The sequence below is a fragment of the Sphingomonas changbaiensis NBRC 104936 genome (assembly GCF_000974765.1).
Classification (GTDB): domain Bacteria; phylum Pseudomonadota; class Alphaproteobacteria; order Sphingomonadales; family Sphingomonadaceae; genus Sphingomonas_B; species Sphingomonas_B changbaiensis.
The window spans coordinates 162668-187476 of record NZ_BBWU01000039.1; the positions used below are offsets into that span (position 1 = coordinate 162668).

Annotated in this window: 22 protein-coding genes; 6 read left to right on the plus strand and 16 right to left on the minus strand. The window is 66.6% G+C overall.

The features are described 5' to 3' along the window. Positions 1–13: 13 nt before the first annotated feature. The 6 genes from SCH01S_RS16885 to SCH01S_RS10100 form a co-directional block, all read right to left on the minus strand. Entirely contained in the window at positions 14–778 is a 765-nt protein-coding gene (locus tag SCH01S_RS16885) for a HupA family protein (protein ID WP_052733892.1), read from the minus strand. Between the two features lie 585 nt (positions 779–1363). Then, the gene (gene rpoN / locus SCH01S_RS10080) at positions 1364–2872 is read right to left on the minus strand and encodes an RNA polymerase factor sigma-54 (protein ID WP_046348661.1); all 1509 of its coding nucleotides are present in this window, start codon (positions 2870–2872) and stop codon (positions 1364–1366) included. A gap of 2 nt (positions 2873–2874) precedes the next feature. Beyond that, positions 2875–3654 carry an LPS export ABC transporter ATP-binding protein gene (gene lptB, locus SCH01S_RS10085; RefSeq protein WP_046348662.1) on the minus strand — a complete coding sequence of 260 codons (780 nt, stop codon included), beginning with the start codon at positions 3652–3654 and terminating at the stop codon, positions 2875–2877. Between the two features lie 101 nt (positions 3655–3755). Next, the gene (locus SCH01S_RS10090) at positions 3756–4295 is read right to left on the minus strand and encodes an LptA/OstA family protein (protein WP_046348663.1); all 540 of its coding nucleotides are present in this window, start codon (positions 4293–4295) and stop codon (positions 3756–3758) included. Next, on the minus strand, positions 4292–4939 hold the full coding sequence (gene lptC / locus SCH01S_RS10095; RefSeq protein WP_046348664.1) for an LPS export ABC transporter periplasmic protein LptC: 648 nt from the start codon (positions 4937–4939) through the stop codon (positions 4292–4294). The genes SCH01S_RS10090 and lptC overlap by 4 nt, the downstream gene beginning before the upstream one ends. Next, the gene (locus tag SCH01S_RS10100; RefSeq protein ID WP_046348713.1) at positions 4932–5549 is read right to left on the minus strand and encodes a ribonuclease D; all 618 of its coding nucleotides are present in this window, start codon (positions 5547–5549) and stop codon (positions 4932–4934) included. The genes lptC and SCH01S_RS10100 overlap by 8 nt, the downstream gene beginning before the upstream one ends. Before the next feature lie 209 nt (positions 5550–5758). Here SCH01S_RS10100 and SCH01S_RS17345 point away from each other — a divergent pair, with 209 nt between their 5' ends. Then, the gene (locus SCH01S_RS17345) at positions 5759–6517 is read left to right on the plus strand and encodes a cold-shock protein (RefSeq protein WP_046348665.1); all 759 of its coding nucleotides are present in this window, start codon (positions 5759–5761) and stop codon (positions 6515–6517) included. A gap of 21 nt (positions 6518–6538) precedes the next feature. On the opposite strand, the gene SCH01S_RS10110 is transcribed toward SCH01S_RS17345, so the two are convergent. The 7 genes from SCH01S_RS10110 to SCH01S_RS10140 all read right to left on the minus strand — a co-directional run bounded on the left by SCH01S_RS10110 (position 6539) and on the right by SCH01S_RS10140 (position 14700). After that, complete coding sequence (locus SCH01S_RS10110; protein WP_084689499.1) at positions 6539–7888, minus strand: cytochrome P450; 1350 nt, start codon at positions 7886–7888, stop codon at positions 6539–6541. Next, positions 7888–8580: a DJ-1/PfpI family protein gene (locus SCH01S_RS10115; protein ID WP_046348666.1), complete on the minus strand. Its 693-nt coding sequence runs from the start codon at positions 8578–8580 to the stop codon at positions 7888–7890. Before SCH01S_RS10115 ends, SCH01S_RS10110 begins: the two co-directional genes overlap by 1 nt. Before the next feature lie 81 nt (positions 8581–8661). Then, on the minus strand, positions 8662–9060 hold the full coding sequence (locus tag SCH01S_RS15875; protein WP_169746383.1) for a J domain-containing protein: 399 nt from the start codon (positions 9058–9060) through the stop codon (positions 8662–8664). A 54-nt stretch (positions 9061–9114) separates the two neighbouring features. Continuing rightward, positions 9115–12492: a chromosome segregation SMC family protein gene (locus SCH01S_RS10125; protein WP_046348667.1), complete on the minus strand. Its 3378-nt coding sequence runs from the start codon at positions 12490–12492 to the stop codon at positions 9115–9117. Positions 12493–12758: 266 nt separating this feature from the next. Further along, positions 12759–13508 carry a thioredoxin domain-containing protein gene (locus tag SCH01S_RS10130; RefSeq protein ID WP_046348668.1) on the minus strand — a complete coding sequence of 250 codons (750 nt, stop codon included), beginning with the start codon at positions 13506–13508 and terminating at the stop codon, positions 12759–12761. A gap of 11 nt (positions 13509–13519) precedes the next feature. Further along, the gene (locus SCH01S_RS10135) at positions 13520–14182 is read right to left on the minus strand and encodes a thioredoxin domain-containing protein (protein WP_245612227.1); all 663 of its coding nucleotides are present in this window, start codon (positions 14180–14182) and stop codon (positions 13520–13522) included. Continuing rightward, positions 14179–14700, minus strand: coding sequence for a DUF721 domain-containing protein (locus SCH01S_RS10140; RefSeq protein ID WP_046348716.1), 522 nt, complete (start codon positions 14698–14700; stop codon positions 14179–14181). Before SCH01S_RS10140 ends, SCH01S_RS10135 begins: the two co-directional genes overlap by 4 nt. A 194-nt stretch (positions 14701–14894) precedes the next feature. Between SCH01S_RS10140 and mutY the strand changes: the two genes are divergently transcribed. Further along, complete coding sequence (mutY, locus tag SCH01S_RS10145; protein WP_245612228.1) at positions 14895–15923, plus strand: A/G-specific adenine glycosylase; 1029 nt, start codon at positions 14895–14897, stop codon at positions 15921–15923. After that, entirely contained in the window at positions 15917–16795 is an 879-nt protein-coding gene (gene nudC / locus SCH01S_RS10150; RefSeq protein ID WP_046348670.1) for an NAD(+) diphosphatase, read from the plus strand. The genes mutY and nudC overlap by 7 nt, the downstream gene beginning before the upstream one ends. A 97-nt stretch (positions 16796–16892) precedes the next feature. On the opposite strand, the gene SCH01S_RS10155 is transcribed toward nudC, so the two are convergent. Continuing rightward, positions 16893–17777 carry a prephenate dehydratase gene (locus SCH01S_RS10155; protein WP_046348671.1) on the minus strand — a complete coding sequence of 295 codons (885 nt, stop codon included), beginning with the start codon at positions 17775–17777 and terminating at the stop codon, positions 16893–16895. Between the two features lie 132 nt (positions 17778–17909). On the opposite strand from SCH01S_RS10155, the gene SCH01S_RS10160 reads away from it, so the two are divergent. Continuing rightward, entirely contained in the window at positions 17910–18593 is a 684-nt protein-coding gene (locus tag SCH01S_RS10160) for a c-type cytochrome (protein WP_046348672.1), read from the plus strand. Between the two features lie 134 nt (positions 18594–18727). Here the strand turns inward: SCH01S_RS10160 and SCH01S_RS10165 are convergent, their stop codons facing one another. Next, positions 18728–20017: an adenylosuccinate synthase gene (locus tag SCH01S_RS10165; protein ID WP_046348673.1), complete on the minus strand. Its 1290-nt coding sequence runs from the start codon at positions 20015–20017 to the stop codon at positions 18728–18730. A gap of 63 nt (positions 20018–20080) precedes the next feature. Next, entirely contained in the window at positions 20081–21346 is a 1266-nt protein-coding gene (locus SCH01S_RS10170) for a DUF4118 domain-containing protein (RefSeq protein ID WP_169746384.1), read from the minus strand. A 238-nt stretch (positions 21347–21584) separates the two neighbouring features. Between SCH01S_RS10170 and SCH01S_RS10175 the strand changes: the two genes are divergently transcribed. Both SCH01S_RS10175 and SCH01S_RS17220 read left to right on the plus strand, forming a co-directional pair. Continuing rightward, positions 21585–23366 (plus strand): tyrosine-type recombinase/integrase, encoded by a 1782-nt coding sequence (locus SCH01S_RS10175; protein WP_084689501.1) that lies wholly within the window; start codon positions 21585–21587, stop codon positions 23364–23366. Positions 23367–24171: 805 nt separating this feature from the next. Continuing rightward, complete coding sequence (locus tag SCH01S_RS17220; protein WP_084689502.1) at positions 24172–24804, plus strand: PEPxxWA-CTERM sorting domain-containing protein; 633 nt, start codon at positions 24172–24174, stop codon at positions 24802–24804. The last annotated feature ends 5 nt before the right edge of the window (positions 24805–24809 follow it).

Here is a 24809-nt window from a genome sequence, read left to right on the forward strand (position 1 = left end):
GTAACAAGCGGCGCTAGTTGGCCTTGCCGACCACGGCACCGGCAGCGGTACCGCCCGATCCCGTCGCGTCGCGCAAGCTGAAGGTATAGCCGACTTCCTGGCCCTGCGGACCGAAGAAGGCGCCGGCGAAGGTGCCGTTCAGCGTATTGCCGTTGCCGTCCGTTCCCTGGTGAGTCAGCGTGCCGCTAAACCCACCACCAAGCGCTGCGATCGTGCCGGTGCCGTTGAAGTGGCCAAGGCTCTTGACGTCACTGATGCTGGAGCTGGTGTTTGTCCCTTGCAGATCCAGGGTCGTCGCGACGGTCATATTCGTGAAATTGGCCGTGAAGGAGCTGCTGCCGGCCAGCCTGTAGATACCGTCCGGATTGCTCCAGATGCCGTCGACCGCGGTCGCGTAAGATGCAGAGCCTGTGCTCGGCTGGTTCGCGCCCTGACGAATGCCATAGACGAAGAATTGCTGGGCGAAATCGACCGTCGCGCCGTTGTCGGTCGAGCGCTGCCAGGCGCCGTAACTGACATAGCTGAGCGGCATTGCCGTGTTCGCAGCACCGGGATTGAACAGCACCAGATCGTCAGCGACGTTGCCCGACTGCTTCGAATAGACCGTCACATGCTGGTCGCTCGCGGCGGTTCGCATTGACGGCAGGAACGCCGCAGACGCGCCGCCCGCATCGGTAACGGTATATCCGCCGGTGGCCGCATCATAGGCCAGCGACACGCCCTGCCCGAAGCCGTTCGCGACTGCGCCGAAATTGGTGGCGGTGCCGGTGGCGGCCATGACGGTCGATGACGTGCGTGCGCCCGTCGCATCGAAGGTTTCGCTGTAAACCAGGGGCGCCAGGCTGGTGTTGGTCTGGCCCGGCGTTGGCGTGGGTGTTGGCGACGGAGTCGGCGTGGGGGCCGGCGTCGGCGTGGGGGTCGGAGCCGGCGTCGGCGTCGGCGTGGGAGCCGGGGTCGGCGTCGGGGTGGGAGCCGGCGTTGGCGTTGGCGTGGGAGCCGGGGTTGGCGTCGGGGTGGGAGCCGGCGTTGGCGTTGGCGTTGGCGTCGGTGCAGGCGTCGGCGTCGGGGTAGGAGCCGGCGTCGGCGTGGGGGTCGGAGCCGGCGTCGGCGTTGGCGTGGGAGCCGGCGTCGGCGTGGGCGTCGGACTCGGCGTCGGTGTAGGAGCAGGCGTCGGGCTTGGCGCGGGCGTGGGCGCCGGGGTGCCGGCCGAACCGACGCCGCTCCCGCCGCCACCGCAGGCCGCAAGCGCGAGCCCGAGGCTCAAAACGCACGAATTCCGAAGCTTACGCATTAACTTACCCCACCGCGAACGACGATTTCGTTAACGATAGTTGGTAAGAGTTGATAGGCGGTTAAAATCGGCTCAGGCGACCCGGAGCACCTTCTGTCGCCTTCGTTGCACCGACGATCCAATTCCCATGGATTCGCGGTATTTGGCGACCGTGCGCCGGGCGATGTCGAAGCCCTTTTCCCGCAGCAGATCGACCAGCGTGTCGTCCGACAGGATCGCGTTCGCCTCCTCCGCCGCGATCAGCGCCTTGATCGCGCTCTTGACCGCCTCGGCCGATACCGCCTCACCGCCGTCCGCCGCCTGGATCGCGGAGGTGAAGAAGTATTTCAGCTCGAACAGTCCGCGCGCGCAGCTCAGATATTTGTTCGACGTGACGCGGCTGACCGTCGATTCATGCATGCCGATCGCTTCCGCCACCTGGCGCAGCGTCAATGGCCGCAGATGCTCGACGCCCTTCAGGAAAAAGGCCTCCTGCTGCTTCACGATTTCCGTCGCGACCTTGATGATCGTGCGCTGGCGCTGGTCGAGCGCCTTGATCAGCCAATTGGCGCTTTGCAGGCAGTCGGCGAGCCAGGCCTTCGACGTCTTGTCCTGCGGCCCGGACGCGAGCTCGGAATAGTAGGTTCGATTGACGAGGAGCCGCGGCAGGGTGGCGGCGTTGATCTCGATCGCCCAACCGATCGGCCGTTTCGCCACGAAAATATCCGGCACCACCGTTTCGGTGCGGACCGCGCCGAAGCGGAGGCCGGGCTTGGGATCGCAGTTCCTCAGTTCCCGGATCATGTCGGCCAGGTCTTCGTCGTCGACCTGGCAGATGCGCTTCAAGTGCTGGAGCTTGCCGGCCGCGACCAGATCAAGGTTCGCGATCAGCCGCGCCATGCACGGATCGTAGCGATCGGCTTCCTTTGCCTGCAGCGCAAGGCACTCGGCCAGGCTGCGCGCGCCGACGCCGGTCGGATCGAAGCCCTGAACGACGCACAGCACACGCTCGACATCGGCCGCGCCGACACCGAGGCGCAGCGCGAGCTCGGCAAGGTCCGCGGTCAGATAGCCCGTTTCATCGATCTGCCCGATCAGCTGCACCGCAATCAGATAATCGCCGCCCGACAGCGTCTCGCCGGCCTGGGCGAGCAGATGATCCTGCAGCGATTCGGCCTGACCGGCGAAGCTGTCGAAATCGATGCCGTCTTCGCTGCTGCCCCCGCCCGCGCCGCTGACACCCAGTGAGCCGTCGAGGCCGTAGCTCTCGGTCGGCCCGTCGTGATGGAAAGTCTCCGCGACGAGATCGACATCGAGCGGCGCGTCCGCGACGCCGTCGCCATGCTGGACCAGACGATCGGCCGTGACGGGCTCGGGTGGCTCGTCGCCGTCCCACCCCTCAGCTTCGGGTTCCGGCGCTTCGGATGGGGCGCGCTCCTCGCCGCCGCTTTCGAGCAGCGGATTCTTTTCCAGCTCCTCGGCGATGAAGCCTTCGATCTCCAGATTCGAGAGCGCCAGCAGCTTGATTGCCTGCTGAAGCTGCGGCGTCATCACCAGCGATTGCGACTGGCGCAGGTCGAGGCGAGGCGCGAGCGACGCCATGGCTAGAGTTCGAAATGCTCGCCGAGATAGAGGCGGCGAACATTCTCGTCGGCGACCAGCGCTTCCGGGCTGCCCTGGAACAGCACGCGGCCGTCGTAGATGATGCAAGCGCGGTCGACGATGTCCAAGGTTTCGCGGACATTGTGGTCGGTGATCAGCACGCCGATGCCGCGCTTCTTCAGCTGGCAGATCAGGTCGCGGATGTCGGAAATCGAGATCGGGTCGATGCCGGCGAACGGCTCATCCATCAGGATGATCGACGGGTTGGCCGCCAGCGCGCGGGCGATTTCGCAGCGCCGGCGCTCGCCGCCCGACAGGCCCATCGCCGGCGAATGGCGCAAGCGGGTCAGGCCGAATTCATCGAGCAATTGCTCGAGCCGCTCCGCACGGGCGGCGCGATCGGGCTCGGCGAGTTCCAGGACGGCGAGGATGTTCTTTTCAACGCTCAGGCCGCGGAAGATCGAGGTTTCCTGGGGCAGGTAGCCGAGGCCCAGGATCGCGCGCCGATACATCGGTAGGCCGGTGATATCGAGCCCGTCGAGCATGATGCGGCCCGAATCGGGCTTCACCAGCCCCATGATCGAATAAAAGCAGGTGGTCTTGCCGGCGCCATTGGGGCCAAGCAGCCCGATCACTTCGCCGCGGCCGATGCCCAGCGACACGTCCGACAGCACCACGCGCTTGTCATAGGCCTTGGCGATCGACACGACGGCGAGACCGCTGCCGACTTCCGGCTCCGGGCTGGGCGCGATGGGCGCGGTCAAGGTGGCGACGTCGTTCATGCCGGCTCCGGCTGCTCGCAGATCGGGGTTATTGATCGGTAAACAAGGGGTGTTTGGCAAGCTTCGTGCATGACAATGCGACGAAACGTGGGAAGAGTGGCTTAGCTTCCCTTGCGCTGCGGGACCGAGAATCGGCCGGTCACGCGTCCGCCGCGGCCGGTCGAAGTGGTGCCGGGCGCGCCGCCAACGGCCGATCCGTCGACCACCGCGCGGCCGCTGTCGAGATCGATCACCAGCCGACCGCCGCGGACGACGTTCGGCCCCTGCTCAAGCACCACGCCGCCGGTCATCGTGATCAGCCGGCGATTGAGGTCGTAGATCGCGAACTGGCCGTGCGCGGTTTCGGACGGAGATTTGACGACAACGCCGCCCGCCGCATCGACCCGATCGATCTGGGTGTTGCCGCTGGAGCGGTCGTAGGCGACCGTCACGCGTGCCGCATCGAGCGTCAGCTCGGCCTGGGTGACATGGACGTTGCCGGCAAAGATTGCGCGATCGGCCCGGTCCTGCACCTCGATGCGATCGGCCGCGACATCGACGGGCGCATTGGTGTTGTGGTTCTTGAGCGCCTGCGCGACGAGCGGCGCGGCAATCGCAAGCGCGCCGCCGAACAAGCTTCCAAGGATCAGCCGCCGGATCATCGCGCCCCTCTGACGGCTCCCTGGACGATGTGCAAGCGGGCCCGGCCGGTCAGCGTCACGACGCGTTCGGGCAGGTTCGCCGAAATCTTGCCGCCGCTGAAGGTGCCGAGCGGCATCCGGCCGTCGACCGGCCCCTGGCTCTGCATCGTGCGGGAGTTGAGGTCGACATCGACGTCGCGCGTGACGAGCCGATAGCCGTCGGCCGACTGGTAGGTGACCGGCCCTTCGACCTGCACCTGCTCCTTGTCCATGTCGTAGCGGGCGCGATCGGCGCGGAGCATTGCCGGGCCGCTCTGCATCGCCAGGCTGGCCGAGAGATCCTGCAGCCGCACGATCGGCTCCTTCGACGTCGCCTGAACCGCCGAGCCGGCGCGGAGCGCGAACGGCTGCCCCTTCGAATCCTGCCCGCGGTACAGCGCCTCGGTCACGCGCAGCCGCTCCTTGGCGACCTGGACCTTGTTCTTGTCGAGCACGAAGCTCATGTCGCCGGCGATCGTCAGCGGCGCGATCGACATGAAGGCGACCAGCGCGCCGATCGCCATCGGCAGCAGCATCCGGACCCAGCGAATCACCTTGTCGTGGCTGCTGCCCGGCAGCGCCCATCGCCGGCGCTCGTCGCGCGAGCGGATCGCCGCTTCAGACATGGGCGAAGATGTCGACCTCGGGCCAGCCCGCCAGGTCGAGCTTCGCACGCGCGGGCAGGAAATCGAAGCAGGCCTGGGCCAGCTCCATCCGCCCCTCGCGCTGCAGCCGCCGGTCGAGCTCCTGCTTCAGGCCGTGCAGATACCGGACATCGGACGCGGCATAATCCTTCTGCGCATCGGACAGCACCGGGCCGCCCCAGTCCGAGCTCTGCTGCTGTTTCGAGATTTCCTGGCCGAGCAATTCGCGCACTAGGTCCTTCAACCCATGCCGGTCGGTATAGGTCCTGACCAGCCGCGACGCGATCTTGGTGCAGTAGACGGGGGCGGCGGTGACGCCCAGGTAGAGTTCGATCGCGGCGAGATCGAAGCGGGCGAAATGGTAGAGCTTCACGCGCGCCGGATCGGCGAGCACGGCCTTCAGATTCGGCGCGTCATAGCGGCTGCCGGGGCCGAAGCGGACGAGGTGTTCGTCGCCGCGCCCGTCCGAAATCTGCACCAGGCAGAGCCGGTCGCGGTGCGAATGCAGCCCCATCGTCTCGGTATCGACAGCGACGGGGCCGTCGGCGAGCACGCCCGCCGGCAGGTCTTCTTCATGAAAATGAACGGCCATATGGGGCGACGGCATAGGCGGACCCGGCCCGACGCTCAATGGCGAAGCGGCGCTTCGCCAAGGCTGTGGATTATTTCGTTCGCGGGGACGCCCAAACTCGGCTATGGCGAATCGTGGACGCATCTATGGGGTATGCGTCTCAAGGACTTGGCATGCGCGCCCGGCGTGCGAGGTTCGACTGGATACAGGTGGGCGACCGGAAGGCAAGAATGGGTTTCGATAGAGGACGACGGGGTCAGCGCGGCGGCGGCAAAGACAAGCGCGACGGTTTCGGTGACGAGAACTACGGCGGTTACAGCGAATCGGGCGGCAGCCGCTACGGCGGCGGCGGGTTCGGCGGCGGTGGCGGCGGCTTCGGCGGCCCGCGCGGCGGCGGATTCGGTGGCGGCGGCGGTGGTTTCGGCGGCGGCGGCGGTGGCGGCTTCGGCGGCCCGCGCGGCGGCGGCATGCCGCAGCAGGTCATCGGCGAAGGCACGGGCGTCGTTAAATTCTTCAACGCGCAAAAGGGCTTCGGCTTTGTCGTGCGCGACGATGGCGGCGAGGATGTGTTCGTGCATATCTCTGCCGTGGAGCGCGCCGGCCTGACCGGCCTGGCCGAAGGTCAGCCGCTGGGCTTCACGCTCGTCGATCGCGGCGGCCGTGTCTCGGCGACCGACCTCAAGATCGAGGGCGAACCGCTCCCGGTCACGAGCGGTGGCGGCGGTCGCGAGGATCGCGGCGGCGCCGGCGGCCCGCAGCGGCAGCTGACCGGCGAAAAGGCGAGCGGCACGGTCAAGTTCTTCAACGCGATGAAGGGCTTCGGCTTCATCCAGCGCGATGATGGTCAGCCCGATGCGTTCGTCCACATTTCCGCCGTCGAGCGGGCCGGCATGCCGACCCTCAACGAAGGCGACAGGCTCGAGTTCGAGCTGGAAGTGGACCGTCGCGGCAAATACGCTGCGGTGAACCTGACTCCGCTGCAGTCGTAAACATATCCAGGCCCCTCCCGATCAGCGGGAGGGGCTTGTTTGCAGCCACAACCCGCCCTCCGGGCGCAAGGTGACGCTCGCCGCCGGAACGACCGGCCGTCCCGACGGCGCGAAGCGCCGTGCCGCAAGCCAGTGCGCGAGGATGATCAGCGCTTCCATTGTCGCAAAGCGCGCGCCGATGCACACCCGCGGCCCCGCCCCGAACGGAATATATTGGAACCGGTGCAACCGTGCCTTGGCTTCTGGCGCGAAGCGTTCGGGATCGAACGCATCCGGCGCGTCCCAAAGCGCGTGATGCCGGTGCACCAGCCAGGGCATGACGGTGACGATTTCGCCCCGACGAATGGGGGCCCCGCACAGCACGTCTTCGCCCAGCGCCTCGCGGTCGAATCGCGGCGCGGATGGGTAGAGGCGCAACGCCTCTTCGAGCACTTGCCGCGTCCACGGCAATTTGTCCGCCAGCTCGGCCGGATCGGCTGAGAGCGCCGCAATCGACTCGGCGCGGGCGCGTTCCTGCGCTTCCCGGTCTTCGCTCAGCAGATAGAGCGTCCAGGCCAGCGCGTTCGCGGTCGTCTCATGACCCGCGAGATAAAAGGTCGCCGCATTGTCGACCGCAAGTTCCAGCGCTTCGGCTTCGGGAAATTGCTGGGCAAGCGCACGGATCAGGCCGCCCAGGAAATCGTCCGCGCCACCGCCGATACCACGCTCGCGCACGATTCGATCGAGCGTGCGTCGCAGAAAGACGACGCCGCGCCGGCCACGCCGGCCTGTGCGTGTGAGCTCGGCGACCGGCAGGCGCAGCAAGGCGCCCAGCCGTGCCTCCGCGGCGGCATTGAGGGCGGCCGCGATGTGATCGCTCGCCTCGCGCGTCATCAGTCGCGGATCGGCGGAGAACAGCGCCTCGACGATAATCGCCATCGTCGCGCGCGTGGCTTCGGCGGCCATGTCGAGCAGCGCCGGGCCCTTCGGCCAGCCCGCCACCTGCCGCTCGGCCACGCGCGCGATCAGCGGCGCCATCGACGCGATCGCCGCCGGCGCGAAGGTCGGCGCAACCATGCGCCGCTGCTTGCGCCACAGATCGCCATCCGCCCCCAGCAGGCCCCGCCCGCTGAGCGGGGCCAGCAGCCGCTTGACGACGGCGGGCTTCACATAGTTCGCCGCGTTGTCGAGCAGCACATGCTGCACGGCATCCGGATCGCTGATCGTATGCAGCGTAATGGTCAGCAGCCGCCCGCGCAGGTAGGGCGCCTCAAACGCCCGCTCCGACCAGCCGCCGATCGTGTTGCGCGCGCTCTTGCCGAACACGCCGCTCCACGCCGATCGCGGCCGATCCAGGCGCGGCGGCATCACGGGCACGAAGCGCGCAGCCATCAGCGCGCCGCCCGCGCAGCCGCGGCCTGGTAGCGCGCGGGCCGGTCGGCCGCGTGCTTCGCAACCATGGCGCGATAGCGCTCCAGCGTCGCCGCATCGGCCTTGCCGGGCGAGCCCGAATCGAACGGCGGAGCGGGGTCGTATTCCAGGCTGAGCTGGACGAAGCGCGCATAGTCGTCGCCCTCGATCGCCGCGACCAGCGCCAGGCCGAAGTCGATGCCCGCCGTCACGCCGCCGCCGGTCACGCGGTTGCGGTCGAACACGACCCGTTGCTTGACCGGCATCGCGCCGAACGCCGCCAGCCATTCGTGGCTGCCCCAATGCGTCGTCGCGCGATAGCCGCGCAGCAGGCCTGCCGCCCCCAGCACCAGCGCGCCGGTGCAGACACTCGTCACCCACTGCGCGCCGTCGGCCGCGTGCCGCAGCCAGGCAAGCGTGGCGTCGTCCTCCATCGCACCGGTAACGCCGAACCCACCGGGCACGCAGAGGATATCCGGCTGCACGGCCGTGTCGAACGTCGCCGTCGGCAGCAGCGGAAAGCCGGCATCGGTCGGCACCGGCTCCAGCGTCTTCGCGACCAGCTCCACCTTCGCGCCCGGCATGCGCGACAGCACCTGCGCCGGACCGGTCAGGTCAAGCTGGGTGACCTGCGGGAAGAGGAGGAAGGAGATTGTTCGCGGCGTTTCGGACATGCGGCACCCCCGTACGGTTCGAACATGCCCAGGCGCGCGGACGGCAGGAGACTAGTTCCGCTCCGCCCTGGCGGCAACGGGTCAGGGGTGGACGGCGCGCGATGCGCTGGCGGGCGCTTCTGCCGATACGGGCTGCGGCGCGAAGGTCAGGAAAACCGATATCGCAAGCATCGCTGCCTGCAACCAGGCGCCAAGGTTCGGCCGCTTCGGGCTGGCCGGAACCGGTTTCCAAGGCCGGCGGCGTGCAATGGGCGCGCCGGCACGGCCGGCGAGCCCGCGGTCATGGGAACTCCGCCGCGCGGGGTTGCGCAGCAGCGCATAGGATTCATTGAGCTCCTGCATCTTGCGCAGAGCATCGGCACGGCCGCCGTTCAGGTCCGGGTGATATCGACGACACAAGGCCCGATAGGCCTTGGCGATATCCTGCTGAGAGGCATCGCGTCCGATGCCCAACCGCTCGTAATGCGACGACGCAACCACGCAGCACCTCCAGGTGACCGCGCGTAGCCTCAGCTTGTTAACGCAGGGTTGTCGTCATTCCGCCGCCAGCAACTCCTCCGCGCCGCCCAGATCGACCGAGACCAACCGGCTGACGCCGCGCTCGACCATCGTCACGCCGAACAGGCGGTGCATACGGCTCATCGTCACGGCGTTGTGGGTGACGATCAGGTAGCGGGTGTCCGTCTCCGTCACCATCGTGTCGAGCAGGTCGCAAAAGCGCTCGATATTGGCGTCGTCGAGCGGCGCGTCGACTTCGTCGAGCACGCAGATCGGGGCGGGATTGGTAAGGAACAGGCCGAAGATCAGCGCGACCGCGGTCAGCGCCTGCTCGCCGCCCGAGAGCAACGTGAGGCTGCCGAGCTTCTTGCCTGGCGGCTGGGCCATAATTTCGAGGCCGGCTTCGAGCGGATCGTCCGAATCGACCAGCTGCAGATAGGCTTCGCCGCCGTTGAACAGTCGCGCGAACAGCCGGCGGAAATGGCGGTCGACTTCCTCGAACGCGGCGAGCAGCCGGGCGCGGCCCTCGCGGTTGAGGCTGCCGATCGAACCGCGCAGGCGATTGACGGCCTGCGTCAGCTCATCACGCTCACTGATCGAGCGTTCGAGCTCCGTCTCCACCTCGCGCAATTCCTGCTCGGCGACGAGGTTGACCGGTCCCAGCCGCTCGCGATCGAGGTTGAGCTTGTCGTGGCGGGCGGATTCCTCGGCAGGATCGCGAACATCCGACGAGGAAAAGCCGATGCGTTCCGGCAGCACCGGCGGCGGGCATTCGAAACGTTCGCCGGAAACGCGGCCCATCTCTATCCTGCGCGAATCGGCCGCCTCGGCGCGCGCGACGGCACCGGCGCGCGTCTCACGGGCCTGAGCGAGGGCCTCGCCGGCCTGCGCAAGCGTCGCCTCGCCTTCGCGAACCTGGGCTTCGGCCGCGCGCTCCCCGGCGGCCAGGGACTCCGCTTCGGTACGCGCCTCAGCTTGCTGCGACTCCAGCGCGGCAATCTCTTCGCGGAGCGCCGCGGGCGTATCGGTCAATGCCGCAAGCTCGGCTTCGGCAGCGCGTTCGCGACGGGCCATTTCCTCGATCCGCTTCGCCGCCTCGCCTGCCCGTGCGCGCCAGCCTTTCACCTCCGCCTGGGCCGCCGCTTGGCGTTCGCGATCACCGGCAATCGAACGCTCCAACGTCGCGGCGAGCGCGCGCTTTTCCGACACCGCCGCGCGTGCCGCTTCGCTCTGCGCCGACAATGAAGCGACGAACTGCGCGGTGGCGCCCCCGTCGGGGAGCGCGGCGAGCCGGACGTTCGCCTCTTCCGCCTCGCGCGCGGCCTCGTCGCGCTCGCCGACCGAGCGTTCGCGACGATTCGCCAGCTCCGACTGGCGCGCCGCGAAGCGTTCGATCGCGGCCTCGGCGGCATCTTCCTCGCGCCGGGCGTTGCGGGCGTCGCTCTCCGCCTGAGACAGAGCACGGCGCGCTTCATCGGCTGCGGCCCGGCCGGCAGCGAGATGACCCGATGCCGTCTCCATCGCGGCCTGCGCAATTTCCACGGCAGCACGCGCGCCTGGCAGGGCAGCGCGAAGGGCATCGAGACGATTGGCGCGGATCAGACGTTCGGCCGCAGCCGCGCCAGCATCGGTTGCAGCGAAGCCATCCCACCGCCGCATCGCGCCAGCCAGCGTGACGAGCTGCTGGCCCGGAGCGAGAGCACGGCCGTCGTCCGTCTCGCAGACCGCGATCTGCGCGACACGCCGCGCGAGCACCACCGGCGCGGTCACATGCGCCGCGAGGCTGTCGGCAATGGCCGGATCAGGCGCGAGCTCCGACCAACCGGCGAGCGCCGTCTCCAGCTCGTCGCCGAACGCAGCCGCGAGCGCGCGTTCATAGCCCGGCGCGGCACGGACATGATCGATCAACCGATCGCCCGACGCGCGTTGGAGCGCCTTGTCGAGCGCGACGGCCTCGCTCTCCAGCGCGGCCAGCGCGGCGCGCGCGGAGGCGAGCTCCGCTTCGGCGCGTTCGCGATCGGCGGCGGCCTGGGCGCGCTCGGCCTCGGCGCGCTCGATCTCTTCTGCGGCGGCGGCACTCGCCTGCTCGGCCGCCGCACGACGCGCCGCGGCCTCGTCACGCGCTGTGGCCAGATCGTCTCCAACACCGAGCTGCGCGATCTCGGCATCGACGCGCGCCAGCTCGCGTTGCGCGCGGGCAAGGCGCGCCTGCGCTGCGCCGGCGGCCGAGCGCGCGATCTGCGCCTCCGCCTGCTCGCGCGCCTGGGCGGAGAGCGCCTGTGCAAGCGCGACTTCCGCGTCCCGCGCGGTGCTTTCGGCCGAAGCCAGCTCCGCGACGAGGCCGGGCCGCCCCGCTTCGGCGGCAGCGACCCGCGTTTCCAGCGCCTTGGCCTCGGCAGTCAGTCGCGCGATCGCCTCAGCCGCATCGTTGGCGAGCGCCCCCTCGCGTTCGCGGTCGGCCGCAAGCCGCTCGCGCGCCTGGGTGAGTTCCGCCAGTCGCCGCTCCGCCCCCGCCAGCTCCGCGCGCGCGGTCGCGAGCTTGTGGCCGATCTCGTTCGCCCGGTCGCGCGCGGCCTGGGCAGCGGCGCGCGCGTCGCCGAGCTTGCGGGTCGCTTCCGCATTCCAGGCCGCTGCGGCGCGCTGCGCTTCGGCGAGCTGGTGAACACGATCCTCGGCGGCGGCAGCTTCCTTCTTCGCAGCTTCCGCCGCCTGGGCCGCCTCGCGCCAGCGGGCGAAGATCAGCCGCGCCTCGGCAATCTTGATGTCCGCGGAAATCGCCCGGTAGCGCTCGGCCGCGCGCGCCTGGCGCTTCAGCTGGCCGGAGCGCGTTTCCATGTCGCCGATCAGCTCGCCCAGCCGGGTCAGGTTCGCCTCGGTCGCGCGCAGCTTCTGCTCGGCATCCTTGCGGCGGACGTGGAGGCCGGCGATGCCGGCTGCTTCCTCCAGCATCGCGCGGCGCTCGGTCGGCTTGGCGGCAATGACGGCGCTGATCCGGCCCTGGCTGACGAGCGCGGGCGAGTGGGCGCCGGTCGCGGCATCAGCAAACAGCAGCGCGACGTCCTTGGCGCGGACGTCGCGGCCGTTCAGGCGATAGGCGGATCCGGCGCCGCGCTCGATCCGGCGGACGACCTCGATCTCGCCATCGTCATTGTCGGCGGTCTCGGCGAGCAATTGCACTTCGGCAAAATCGCGCGCCGGGCGCTGGGCCGTGCCGGCGAAGATCACGTCTTCCATGCCGCCGCCGCGCAAGCTCTTGGCGGAGCCTTCGCCCATCACCCAGCGAAGCGCTTCCAGCAGGTTCGACTTGCCGCAGCCGTTGGGGCCGACGACGCCGGTCAGCCCCGGCTCGATCCGCAGCTCGGTCGGATCGACGAAGCTCTTGAAGCCGCTGAGTTTCAGCCGCTTGAACCGCAAATGGCGCCTCCCTCAGCCCAGGAGCTTATCGCGCGCACGCGCGCGGGGAAGGGCTGCGGGCGCCCTTATCCCCAAGATTAGGTGGACGGAGGCCGAAATGAGTCCAGTTGTTGTGGTTAACCCTCTCCCTGCGGGAGAGGGTCGACTCGCGCGGAGCGCGAGCGGGGTGAGGGTGACAGCCGCCGGTCGCCCTCACCCGCTGCGACTAAGGCCCGCTACGCGGACCTAAGTCTCGCGGCCCTCTCCCGACGGGAGAGGGCGCGACATTACGCCCCGGCCGCCTTCAGCTTCGGCTCCAGCTGCTCCCAGGTGCCGACATTTTCCAGCATCTGGCCATTGATGAAGAAGGTCGGCGTGCCCGGGATTTGCATCGTGTTGGCCTTCTGCTGCATGTCGACGAGCTTATCGACCGCCGACTTGTCAGACAGGCAGGCGTCGAGCTTGGCCTGCGGGATGCCGCGCTGCTTGGCGAACTGATCGATGCCGGTCAGCGCCGCGACGGCCTTGAACTGCTCGGCGGGCGAGAGCCCCTGAAGCCGCTGCTGTTCGGCAGGCGCGATGGCCTGCAGCTTGTCGAAAATCTGGCTCTGCTGCTCGAACACCTGCTGGGTCATCGGGAAATAGGGATCGGCGCCGCCGCAGCGGCTGACCAAAGTCGCCGTCATGTCGACAAAGTCGCGCACATAATTGCGCGCCTCGAGGCTGACCGTGCCCTTTTTCACATATTCGTCGCGGAGCTTCGGAAAGCCCTTTTCCTCGAATTCCTTGCAGTGCGGGCAGGTAAGCGAGAGATATTCGACCACCTTCACCTTCGCGTTCGGGTTGCCCATCACGAACCCGCCCTCGGGGGTGGCGCTGACGACCTGGGTCCAGTCCTTGCCTGCAGGCGGGGCAACTGCCGCGGCCGGCGCGGCGGCGCCGGCGTTGGACGGAGCGGTCGTGTTGTCGGCAGCCTTGTTGCAGCCGGCGAGGGCGAGCGCGGCGGCGCCCAGCGCCAGGAAAGGGGCTTTGGTCATTCCAGTCTCCGTCAGTTCCGTTTGAGGTGCGGCTCAAGCGCCGCCCAGCTGCTGGTGTTGTCGACGCCGGCGCCGTTGATCATGAAGTAGGGCGTTCCGGGAATCTTGCGCGTCATCCACGCCTCGTCGGTCATCGCGAGCACCGGCTTTTCGGCGGCGGCGTTGGCGAGGCACGCGTTCACCTGCGCGTCGGAAAGGCCGACGATCGGGCCCAGGCCGGCGCCTTTCGCGACCATCTGCATCTGCTGCGGGTGCGTCAGCTTCTCCAGCGCGTCGTGATTGGCCTCGATATACTTGCCCGCGGCTTCGAACCAGGTCTCCTGCGTCGCGAACAATTTGTCGTGGGCGGCGAAGAAGTGCGCCGGGCCGGTGCAGCGCGCGAGCAACGTCGCCGTCAGGTCGACCGCATCGCGCACTGCGTGGCGGATCTCGATCGCGGTGCCGCCGCTCGCGACATACTTCCTGAGCGGCGCGCTCGCCTCATCGGTGAAGTGCGCGCAATGGGGGCAGGTGTAGCTCACATATTCGACCAGCCGCGTCTTCGCCGCCGGATTGCCGAGCACGAACGCGCCGGCCGGCGTCTCCGTCACTTTCTTCGTCCAGTCGACCGCGGGCGCAGCGGCGACGAGCCCGAGCGCGCCCAGGCCGGCGGCCATCCATTTCAACAGAGTCACGCTTTCACTCTCCCGATCACGGGCACGGATTCGGTGGTGGCGATGCCACGCGCGAGCGATTCGAGCACGGCGCGCAGCTCCGGATCGCCGACCGCGCGCAGCGAGTCGCCCAATTCGACGGGCACCGGCTGGAGCTCGGGCCGGGCGGGCTTGGCCGCGGCTTTGCCGACGACGCCTTGGCGGATCGCGACGCGCTCGACCGCCGGGTAGCCGAAAAAGCGATTCACTCGCTCCACGATCTCCGGCAGCACATGCTGGATCATCGGCGCGTGCGCGCCGGCAACGGTCAGTGTCAGCGTGCCGTTCGCGCGCTTGCCATGCGGGAAGCGGATCGATTCGGGCGCAGACACGCCGGCGTAACGCGCACCCACGATCTCGGCCCAGCGGCTGACGATCGAATGCTGGACGAAACCGAATTTGCGAAAGGACGCACCGCCGGCATCGGGCAGCAGTTCCGCGACCGACCGCGCACGCCCCCCACGGGGTGTTTCGTCCTGCTTGCTCTTGCGACCGCTCATCGCCAGCGCATTTGCCACGCTTCCGTGCACCCGTCCATGCCGGGCAAGAGGTGCTCCTCGGTTTGGGCTGAGCTTGTCGAAGCCCTCCCTTTCTTTTCGAATCTGCCGACAGAAGAAGGGAGGCCTTCGACAGGCTCAGGCCAAGCCGTGTTTAGGCGTTTTGTCTTGAGGCCCTGCGCGGTAGGTGCGGTGTCGTGACCGCCGAAACGATCCTCGCCTGGTACGACCGGCATGCGCGCACGCTGCCGTGGCGGAGCCCGCCGGGCGCGTCCCCACCGGACCCGTATCGCGTCTGGCTGTCCGAAATCATGCTGCAGCAGACGACGGTCGCGGCCGTGAAGCCCTATTACGAACGCTTCCTTGCGCGCTGGCCGAGCATCGAAGCGCTGGCCGCGGCCGAGGATGCCGAGCTGATGGCCGCCTGGGCGGGGCTTGGATATTACAGCCGCGCGCGCAATCTGCTCGCCTGCGCACGGACCGTGGTCGCGGAACATGGCGGGCGCTTTCCCGCGAGCTCGGCCGAGCTCAGGCGTTTGCCCGGCATCGGTGACTATACGGCGGCCGCGATTGCGGCGATCGCTTTCGGCGAGCCGGCCGTGGTGGTGGACGGCAATGTCGAGCGCGTGGTCGCGCGCCTGTTCGCGCTCGAATCGAAAGCAGCCGTGCGCCTGCAGGCTGCGGCGCTCACGCCGGCCGAGCGGCCCGGCGATTATGCGCAGGCGATGATGGACCTGGGCGCGACCATCTGCACGCCGCGCAACCCGGCCTGCGCCATCTGCCCGGTGCGGAGCGACTGTCGAGCCTTCGCGCTCGGCGCGCCCGAAGCCTGGCCGGTCAGGCCGCCCAAGCCGGCAAAGCCGCACCGGCGGGCCTTTGCGTTCTGGGCGGAAGCGGACGGCCATGTGCTGCTGGTCACGCGGCCGGCGAAAGGCCTGCTCGGCGGCATGCGTGCGCTGCCGACCGGCGCCTGGGATGCGCAGCCAAGCCTTGATGACGCCCCCTTCCCCGCCCCGTGGCGGCTGCTCGATCCGCCTGTGCGGCACGTGTTCACGCATTTCTCGCTCGATCTGAGCGTCGCCTGCGCCAGCGTGCGCCGCGACAACGCTGCCGGCGAATGGTGGCCGATGGACCGGCTCGATCAGGCGGGGCTGCCGACGCTGTTTGACAAGGCCGCCCGGCTCGCCTTGAGGGAGCGAATGACCGAGACCGCCACCGCATGCTGAGACCCGGCTTCACGGGCTCGCCGCTCGACCGCGCTGACACGCTTCGCAATGACCCCGACGCCTTTGCCGCCGCCCTCGCCGACTGGCGTGCGCGGCTGCTGAGGCTCGACGGCATCGATCCGGTGCTGGACGACCAGGGCCGGTTGAGTTGGGGCAGCCTGGCCGAGGCGCCCGAGGCTTCGGAACTGCTGCTGCTCGGCCTGATCGACGGCCGCCCGCATTTCGCGGCGCTCGACTATGGCATGCCGGAAGGAGCGGCGCGTTCGCCAGGCATTTTTCGGATGCTGGACCTGCTGCCGCCGGAAGACGCCTCGACCTACGCCGGCGCACGCAGCCTGATCGACTGGCACCTTCGCCACCGCTTCTGCGCCAAATGCGGCAGCGGCGACACTACAATCCACCGCGCCGGCTGGGGGCGCAAATGCGGGAATTGCGATACCGAGCACTTCCCCCGCGTTGATCCGGTCGTGATCATGCTCGCCGAGCACGAAGGCAAGGTGCTGGTCGGCCGCCAGTACCGTTATCCGCCGGGCCGGTACTCGGCGCTCGCGGGGTTCGTCGAACCGGGCGAGTCGATCGAGGAAGCGGTCGCGCGCGAGCTGTACGAGGAAGCGGGGCTGAAAGTCCGCGACGTCCGCTATGTCGTCAGCCAGCCCTGGCCCTTCCCGTCGTCCCTGATGATGGCGTGCGTGGCGCAAGCGGACGATCCGACGCTGACGATCGACACGACCGAGCTGGAGGACGCGTTCTGGGTCGATCGCGCGGGCGTCGAAGCGTCGATGGCCGGCGAGCCCGGCGCCCCGTTCCTGCCGCCACCGCCCTACGCCATTGCGCACACGCTGTTCCGGTGGTGGCTGGAGGAGACAGCGTAGTCCGGAGGCGCGCCCCTCGACTTCGCTCGGGACGAGCGGTCAATCTGGCGCAAGAAACTCGCTCGTCCCGAGCGAAGTCGAGGGGCGCTGCTCGGTCCTAGCCCCGCTTCCGCGCCTGGGCATAGACGCCCAGCACATTCACCCATTTCGAATGAAACCGCAGCTCGTCGAGCGCCCGATCGACGGCGGCGTCTCCCGGCGCACCTTCGATGTCGGCGTAGAATTCGGTCGCGGCGAAGCTTGCGCCGCGCTGATAGCTTTCCAGCTTCGTCATGTTGACGCCGTTGGTCGCAAAGCCGCCCATCGCCTTGTAGAGGGCTGCCGGGATGTTCTTCACCTCGAACGTGATCGTGGTCATCAAGTCGCCGGCGCCGGGCCGGCGCTGCTCCCGGGCCAGGATCATGAAGCGCGTCGTGTTGTGCGATTCGTCAGCGATGCCTTCCGCGAGGATATCGAGGCCGTAGAGCTCTGCCGCGAATGCCGGCGCGATCGCGGCAATGCTCCAGTCCTGCATCTCGGCGACAGCGGCCACCGCTGCCGCGGTGTCGGCATAGGCGACCGGGCTGAGGCCCCGCTCGCGCAGCCAGTGCCGGCTTTGTCCCAGCGCCTGGGGATGGCTCATCACTTCGCGGATCTGATGCCCGGCACGGCCGATCAGCGTCGGCTCGATCGGCAGGAAATGCTCGCCGACGATCGCAAGACCGGATTCGGGCAGCAGGAAGTGAATGTCGGCGACCCGCCCGTGCAGGGAATTCTCGATCGGGATCATCGCCTGGCCGGCGCGCCCTTCCTTCACCGCGTCGAGCGCATCCTCGAAACTGAAGCAGGGATAGGGAAGCCCGTCCGGAAAGCGCTCGATCACCGCCCGGTGCGAGTTGGCGCCCGGCGCGCCCTGAAAGGCAATTGCTTGCTCGGGCCGGCCTTCGGCGACGACGATCATATCGCTGACGAGACGCCGCGCGGGTTCCGGATAATTGTCCATGGCCGGCGGCGCGTAGAGTCTTTCGGTCTTTAAGGGAACCCGTGCGACTTGCGGGGCGCGCAGCCTCTTTCTAAAGGAAGCGCGCGTTTATGGGGCAAGCCCGTCTCGGGCCTATGTTTTCGAGGATCTGGAATGAAGGACCGCAACAACACGATCGCCGGCTGGGTGCTGGGCGCCGGAATCGTGGCGCTGGGCGCAGGCATCGTGTCCAGCGAATATTTCCGCGCCGAACGGCCTGAAAAAATGGGCTACCCGATCGAAGGCGTGGTCGAGGCAGGCGCCGGTGGCGCCGCCGCCGAAGTGCCGATCGCGACGCGGCTTGCGACCGCAGATCCGGCCCATGGCGCGACCGTGTTCCAGAAGTGCGCGGCCTGCCACACCGCAACCAAGGGCGGCCCGAACGGCGTCGGCCCGAATCTGTACGGCGTGGTCGGCGAGCCGATCGGCCAGGGCGTCGGCGGCTTTGCCTTTTCGGACGCGCTGAAGTCGAAGGGCGGCAACTGGGACTTTGAATCGCTCGACAAATGGCTGACCAGCCCGCGCAAGTTCGCGGACGGCACCAAGATGACCTTTGCCGGACTGTCGAACGGCAAGGACCGTGCCGACGTGATCGCCTATCTCAACCAGAACAGCGACAGCCCGAAGCCGCTGCCCAAGGCCGAAGCGGCTCCGGCCGACGTGCCTGGTCCGGCCGGCAAGTCGGCCGACACCGGCGCTGGCCCGGACAAGGTCGCGCCCGGCGCTCCGTCGGTGGATCCGCACGCCACCGAGCAGGCGGCCAAGAAGGGCAACATGCCGGCGGTCCCGAAGAAGTAACGCCGCATAACCCTCTCCCGATTGGGGAGAGGGTGGACGAGCGAAGCGAGGCCGGGAGAGGGGCCGAGTCGAGTTGCTTACTGCCCCTCTCCCTGGTCGCTTTGCGACCGTCCCTCTCCCCAATGGGAGAGGGTTCAATCCGCGAACGGGTCCCTCACCAGGATCGTGTCCTCGCGCTCGGGGCTGGTCGAGACCAGCGCCACCGGGCAGCGGATCAGTTCCTCAATGCGGCGTATGTACTTGATCGCCTGGGCGGGCAGCTGCGCCCAGCTGCGCGCGCCGGCAGTCGATTCGCTCCAGCCCTCGATCTCTTCATAGATCGGCTCGACCGCGGCCTGATCGGCGGCATGCGCCGGAAAGTGATCGAGCGTGCGGCCGTTCAGCCGATAGCCGGTGCAGATTCGGATCGTCTCCAGTCCGTCGAGCACGTCGAGCTTGGTGAGGGCGACGCCGGTGACGCCCGAGACCGCGACCGACTGCCGCACCAGCACCGCGTCGAACCAGCCGCAGCGGCGGCGGCGTCCGGTGACGGTGCCGAATTCATGACCCCGCTCGCCCAGCCACTGGCCGATCTCGTCGTCGAGTTCGGTCGGGAACGGGCCGGAGCCGACGCGCGTCGTATAGGCCTTGACGATGCCGAGCACGAACCCGACCGCGCTCGGCCCGAGGCCGGAGCCGCCCGCGGCAGTGCCGGCGATCGTGTTGGAGCTGGTCACGAACGGATAGGTGCCGTGATCCACGTCGAGCAACACGCCCTGCGCGCCTTCGAACAGGATGCGGCGGCCGCGGCTGCGCGCTTGGTTCAGGTCCAGCCAGACGGGCTTGGCGAATTGCAGCACGAAATCGGCGACATCGCCGAGCTCACGCAGCAGCCGCTCGCGGTCGATCGGCGGCTCCCCGAAGCCAGCGCGCAAAGCGTCGTGGTGTGCGGTCAACCGATCCAACTGCGGTCCGAGATCGTCGAGATGGGCGAGGTCGCACACGCGGATCGCGCGGCGGCCGACCTTATCTTCATAGGCAGGACCAATGCCGCGCCGCGTCGTGCCGATCTTGCCGGCGCCCGACGCATCCTCGCGCAGCGCGTCGAGATCGCGATGGAACGGCAGGATCAGCGGGCAGGTGTCGGCGATCGACAGGGCTTCGGGCGTGACGGTCACGCCCTGTGCCCGAAGCTTCTCGACCTCCGCCTTCAGCGCCCAAGGGTCGAGCACGACGCCATTGCCGATCACCGACGGCGTGCCACGGACGATGCCCGAAGGCAGCAGCGACAGCTTGTAGACCTGGTCGCCGACGACGAGCGTATGCCCGGCATTGTGGCCGCCCTGAAAGCGGACGACCAGATCCGCCCGCTCGGCGAGCCAATCGACGATCTTGCCCTTGCCTTCGTCGCCCCATTGCGCGCCGATCACCGTGACGTTGGCCACACTCGCTCCTTTCGTGTCGGCGCCCGACTAGAGAAGCGTGCGGCTCGGGTCCAGCGGGCGATGCTAGCCCGCGGAGGTAACGGCCGCTCCCGACGCGCGCATGTCGTCCTCCAGCCTCAGCCGTTCGTGGGCCAGCGCCGCCTGGGCCAGCAGCGTCGCCAGGAGAACCTTCTGGTCGGCGCGCACCGGGTCGCGACCGTCCTCGGCGGCGAGGCCCAGCACGGCGAGCGTCCCGAGCGAGGTCCGGAGCGGCTGGAATTGCCAGTTCGCGTCGGCCAGCAGCTTGGTGCCGCTGCCTGCTTCCTCGCCCTGCTGCCACGCCCATTCGAGCGCGGTCGTGTCGACCGGGCTGAACACCGGCTCGGCCGGCACCGCTGCGACGCATTTGAGCGCGCCGTCCACATCGCGCACCACCACCGTTTGAAGGCCACCCATCAGGTTCGACACTTCCGAACAGACGATCGCGGCGGTCCCGTCCCAGTCGGACACGCGCGTGAGCTGGAGCGCGAAGCTGGCGAGGCTGGCATTCTCCCGCGCGTTGCGATCGCTAAGGCCGACGCGTCGCCTGAGCTCGGACGTGACGAAGCCGGTATGCGCGGCCGCCAGGCCCAGCACCACGGCGAGCACCCAGCTCTGCGGCGCCGAGAGCCGGAACGCGAAATGCGGTGTGACGAACAGGAAATTGGTGAGCAGCACCGCGAGCGCAGCGCTCAACAGACCGGGACGCGTGCCGAACAGCGCCGCTGCGCCGATCACCGGAAACAGGAACAAGAGGCTCAGCGCGCCGGTGCTGAGCCAGGGCGACAGCGCGCCCGCGACGGCGGCGGTCACCACCGTCAGGCCGGCAGCCTTGGCGTAGGCGCCGCCGCTGCCTGGCGACTTAACCGGCTTCTTGCCGCGCTTCGGCAGCGGCTGGGCGGCGGAGGGGATCAGGTGAATGGCGGCGGTGATTCCGCGATCGATCAGTTCGGTCGGCAGGCGCGGACGCACGCGCGCGCTCAGCCCGGTCCGCCGATGCGCGCCGATCACGATGTCGGTGACGAGCGCATCCTCCAGGTGAGAGCTCAGGCCGTCGGCCACGGAGGCGGCGGGAATTCGCGCGACCGTTGCGCCCAGCTCCGCCGCATGGGTAAGGGCCTCGGCCGCGTCGAAATCGCTGTTCTTGTCGAACGCATCGGGCGTGACGACATGCACCGCTTCCCACGAGCAGCGAAAGGCAGCGGCCAGCTCCGCCGCGCGGCGCACGACCGTCAGCGACGTCGAGCCGCGCCCGACCGCCGCAAGGATGCTTCTGGCGTATCCGGGTGTCGTCCGGGAATCAGGTGCCACGATCGCGCCCTTCGCATGGCCGTTCCGGTCAAACAACGACCCGGCCGCCTATTCGTGTCCCGGAATGCGGCGCGATCAAGTCGCATCCAAGCGTAAATGGTCGGGGAGAGAGGAAGGTCGAGACTGCGATACTAACAGATTGAAGAGTCTCAACTAACTGAGAAATCACAAGATTCGAAACCGATTCTGTAGAGCATGGGGTATATCTCGCCTCTGCTGAGCGGTATTCTGCGCTGCTATGAGATCACAGAAAAAGACAGCCTCAGCTGCACCTGCCCAGTATGTCTGGCGCAAGCCAAACGCACGCCACCTTTGGTTTAGGATGAGTGTGCCCCGCCCCGTTCGGCCGGCCGTGGGCAAGAAGATCATTCAACACAGTCTCGGGACGAACGAGGTTCGCGAAGCTGCCATACGTGCAGCAAAGCGCCGCTACGAGCTGCTTTCCGAATGGGGTGTGATTGATGCCCCTTCCGAAGCCCATAGGAGCCCCGCAGAGCGCGTTGAGCCCACTCCGGCCGATATGAGGGCCGCCGTTGTGGAACGTGCATTCCTAAAGCCCCTAGACCGTCTGGCCGAACTTTATGCGACCAAAGGTTTCCAGACTGATCAGGAACACCGGGCCGCAATCGCCCAAATCCAAACTTGGCTACTTCGCCAGTCGCGGGACAGGGAAAGCAGGGAAGCCTGGGCTGAACGTGCCGATCGCCTGATTGAGGAGCAGGGATGGTATGTTCCGGCCAATTCCCAGGCCCGTGCCGATTTGGTCGGGATGATGGCTGAAGCTGGCACGGAAGCGCTTCGGATCGGGGCCAAGCGTCAGGAAGGTGAGTTCTCGGCAGCGCCCACCAGTGCCGTTGTTACTGAAGGTTTGGCGCTTCGGCAGCGGCAAGCCACAGCCGGCGAGACTATTTTAGAGTTGTTCGATCGATATTCCGCAATGCGATTGGCAGAAGGTCGAAAGCGGGCGGACACCATCGCGCAGGATCGAAAGGTTATAATCTTGTTCGCCGACTTTGTCGGTAAGGATCGGGATGTTCGATCGCTGACTAAAGCTGACGTTCGAGAATGGCTAACTGTCCTGACTAAGCTCCCCCGCCGCTTCTCAGAGATCAGAGGCTATCGCGGGCTCACGCTACGCCAAGCGGCCCAGAAGGGGGCCGCGGAAGGCCGGACGCCTTTGGCCCTACTTACGGTCAACAAGTATCTCAGCACCGTTTCGCCATTCTTAGATTGGTGCTGCCGGCAAGCCTACGCTGAACAGAACCCATGCGACGGCCTGCATTTCGACGTTAAGAAAGGCAAGAACGCTAGGCCGCCGTTCAGGGCTGAGCAGCTAAACACGATCTTCCGATCACCCTTGTTCACCGGCTTCGCTGCCGATGGGAAGGAACACTCGCCCGGCCTGAAAAAGGCTGATGACTGGCGTTATTGGCTTCCGATCGTCTGTCTGTTCACAGGGGCCCGGATCGGTGAGATTGCGCAGCTTAGGCTGCGGGACCTTGAGCGCGACAATGGCACTTGGCTCATCCATATTCGAAATGAAGAGCAATCCGGACAGCGGACCAAATCCGGCTTGAGCCGGGTCGCTCCAATTCACTCCAGATTGCAGAAGCTCGGCTTCTTAGCCTTCTTTGATCGTCAAAGGGAGAAGGCCAACGGCAATTTGGAAGTCCAACTGTGGCCTGAACTGAAGCCTAACGATCGCGGCGAGATGGGTGGTGTGCCCTCTCGGTTCTGGCGGGATTATCTGAAGCGGATTGGTATCAAAGCCGGCCGGGATGGGTATGGAGCCCATTCATTCCGGCATACGTTAGCCGATCGACTAAGAGAGGCTGGCTATCTCGATAACGAGGTTGCTGTTGCCCTCGGCCACAATCTCAAGACCGTCACCAGTGGTTATGGCAGGATCAAACAAGGGACGATCTCTCGTCTTAAGGATATGATTGAAAGCATCAACTTTGATGATGTCCATCTTGATCATCTAAGCGGTAGGCACACTTCTACCTTCCGCTTAGGGTGATATAGAGAGAGGTTTTTTTATTACCATTCTTTATATACTCAACGGATCAAACCCTAGAACCTGATGTCTCGTTTACCCTAACTGCTTATTGCCTTTCTCCTTGAAAGAGACTGGATGGAAGCCACTCCACGTTGATACCTAGTGAAAGCACTAGGACTGATATCACCCACACTCTCGTGCTGGTTAGGTTATTCCCTAGAACGGTTCCTGTTCATTGGGAGGGTCGGAAGGTTATAAGTTCCCCCGAGACTATTTTGCCTATGATGTGGAGCCTTGATCCGGGGCGGGTTATGAGTTCCAGCTTTCGCCTTCCCTAGCCATAGGGGCCGCACACCTTCACGATCCGACCGTCAATGGCCCGTTCGGAAAGGCATTAGTCTTGGATGTTAACGTGTTCCAGCCTAGGTAAGCGTCACGATGTGACTATAATAGCAGAGCTCTGTCCAATAATCAAACTGAGAGTATTTGCATCTCCAGGTGACCTCGTGGTTTTCCCGGCTTATTGCCTATGAGGCACAACCAACTGGCTGATTATCTATAGCACGGGATTGGCGAGTTTTGAGCGAGCACATTCCAGTTGTGCCCCCCCTATTTTTGTTTAATTGCTTAACGTTTTTTAACTTCGCTTAACGCTGCTGCTGCCGACCTTCTTGATTGGACAGGAAGGGAGCGTGGAGCGGAAAGCGGTCGCCTGAAGAGACGCTCGCGGCCCTGGGTTATCCCCCGCGCCTATTACGAGGTGCGGCAACTCTTTTCGTCCACTTTCAGGGATGTTAATGCCTCCTCCACAACAGGGGAGAACAACATGCGCCGAGTCTTGCTTGCTGGATTAGCCTTCGGTTTAGGTGTGCCAGCGTCTGCGACAGTGACGGTCTACACTGATCCTGTGGCTTTCAAGGCGGCTGCAGGGGGCCAAGTCACTCGTTTCAATTTTCCCTTTCGCGACGAAGACCGGGAATACATTCCGATCGGTCCCGAATACCAGTTCAGAGACATCCTATTTGAAAGCGGTCTGCTCGCTTCGTTCAATGACGAGCATTTCGTATACGGTACCGAGTCAGTTAGCGGGCCCAGATACCTCGACACCTATAGCAGCCTTCACGTCACAACGCCGCGTCACGTCCTAGGCCTCTATCTGGGCACCTATTACGACTGCTGTGACCTTCAGATAACGTATCAACTTGGAAGTAAATCCGGATCGGTCCAGATGCCAACTTACGGCACAGCAACGTTCTTGGGCGTCATCGACACCTCTGGCCCTGTGGATTGGACTTTGCGATCAACGGGGCTCGATCTCGCCGTAGCATCCATTCTCACCCCGGTCCCCGAGCCTGCGACTTGGACAATGATGCTGGGCGGCTTCGGTATGCTCGGATGGGCCGTCGGACGGAAAAAGTTTCGGCTCGCTCAAGGGACAACGGCAGCCGCTACGTCATAGTGATC

Bases quoted from the DNA above. Each gene is read 5' to 3' on its own strand.
- SCH01S_RS16885 (WP_052733892.1), bottom strand. From the start codon at position 778: ATGGCCGCCACCGGCACCGCCACCAATTTCGGCGCAGTCGCGAACGGC.
- rpoN (WP_046348661.1), bottom strand. From the start codon at position 2,872: ATGGCGTCGCTCGCGCCTCGCCTCGACCTGCGCCAGTCGCAATCGCTG.
- lptB (WP_046348662.1), bottom strand. From the start codon at position 3,654: ATGAACGACGTCGCCACCTTGACCGCGCCCATCGCGCCCAGCCCGGAG.
- SCH01S_RS10090 (WP_046348663.1), bottom strand. From the start codon at position 4,295: ATGATCCGGCGGCTGATCCTTGGAAGCTTGTTCGGCGGCGCGCTTGCG.
- lptC (WP_046348664.1), bottom strand. From the start codon at position 4,939: ATGTCTGAAGCGGCGATCCGCTCGCGCGACGAGCGCCGGCGATGGGCG.
- SCH01S_RS10100 (WP_046348713.1), bottom strand. From the start codon at position 5,549: ATGGCCGTTCATTTTCATGAAGAAGACCTGCCGGCGGGCGTGCTCGCC.
- SCH01S_RS17345 (WP_046348665.1), top strand. From the start codon at position 5,759: ATGGGTTTCGATAGAGGACGACGGGGTCAGCGCGGCGGCGGCAAAGAC.
- SCH01S_RS10110 (WP_084689499.1), bottom strand. From the start codon at position 7,888: ATGGCTGCGCGCTTCGTGCCCGTGATGCCGCCGCGCCTGGATCGGCCG.
- SCH01S_RS10115 (WP_046348666.1), bottom strand. From the start codon at position 8,580: ATGTCCGAAACGCCGCGAACAATCTCCTTCCTCCTCTTCCCGCAGGTC.
- SCH01S_RS10130 (WP_046348668.1), bottom strand. From the start codon at position 13,508: ATGACCAAAGCCCCTTTCCTGGCGCTGGGCGCCGCCGCGCTCGCCCTC.
- SCH01S_RS10140 (WP_046348716.1), bottom strand. From the start codon at position 14,700: ATGAGCGGTCGCAAGAGCAAGCAGGACGAAACACCCCGTGGGGGGCGT.
- nudC (WP_046348670.1), top strand. From the start codon at position 15,917: ATGCTGAGACCCGGCTTCACGGGCTCGCCGCTCGACCGCGCTGACACG.
- SCH01S_RS10155 (WP_046348671.1), bottom strand. From the start codon at position 17,777: ATGGACAATTATCCGGAACCCGCGCGGCGTCTCGTCAGCGATATGATC.
- SCH01S_RS10160 (WP_046348672.1), top strand. From the start codon at position 17,910: ATGAAGGACCGCAACAACACGATCGCCGGCTGGGTGCTGGGCGCCGGA.
- SCH01S_RS10175 (WP_084689501.1), top strand. From the start codon at position 21,585: ATGAGATCACAGAAAAAGACAGCCTCAGCTGCACCTGCCCAGTATGTC.
- SCH01S_RS17220 (WP_084689502.1), top strand. From the start codon at position 24,172: ATGCGCCGAGTCTTGCTTGCTGGATTAGCCTTCGGTTTAGGTGTGCCA.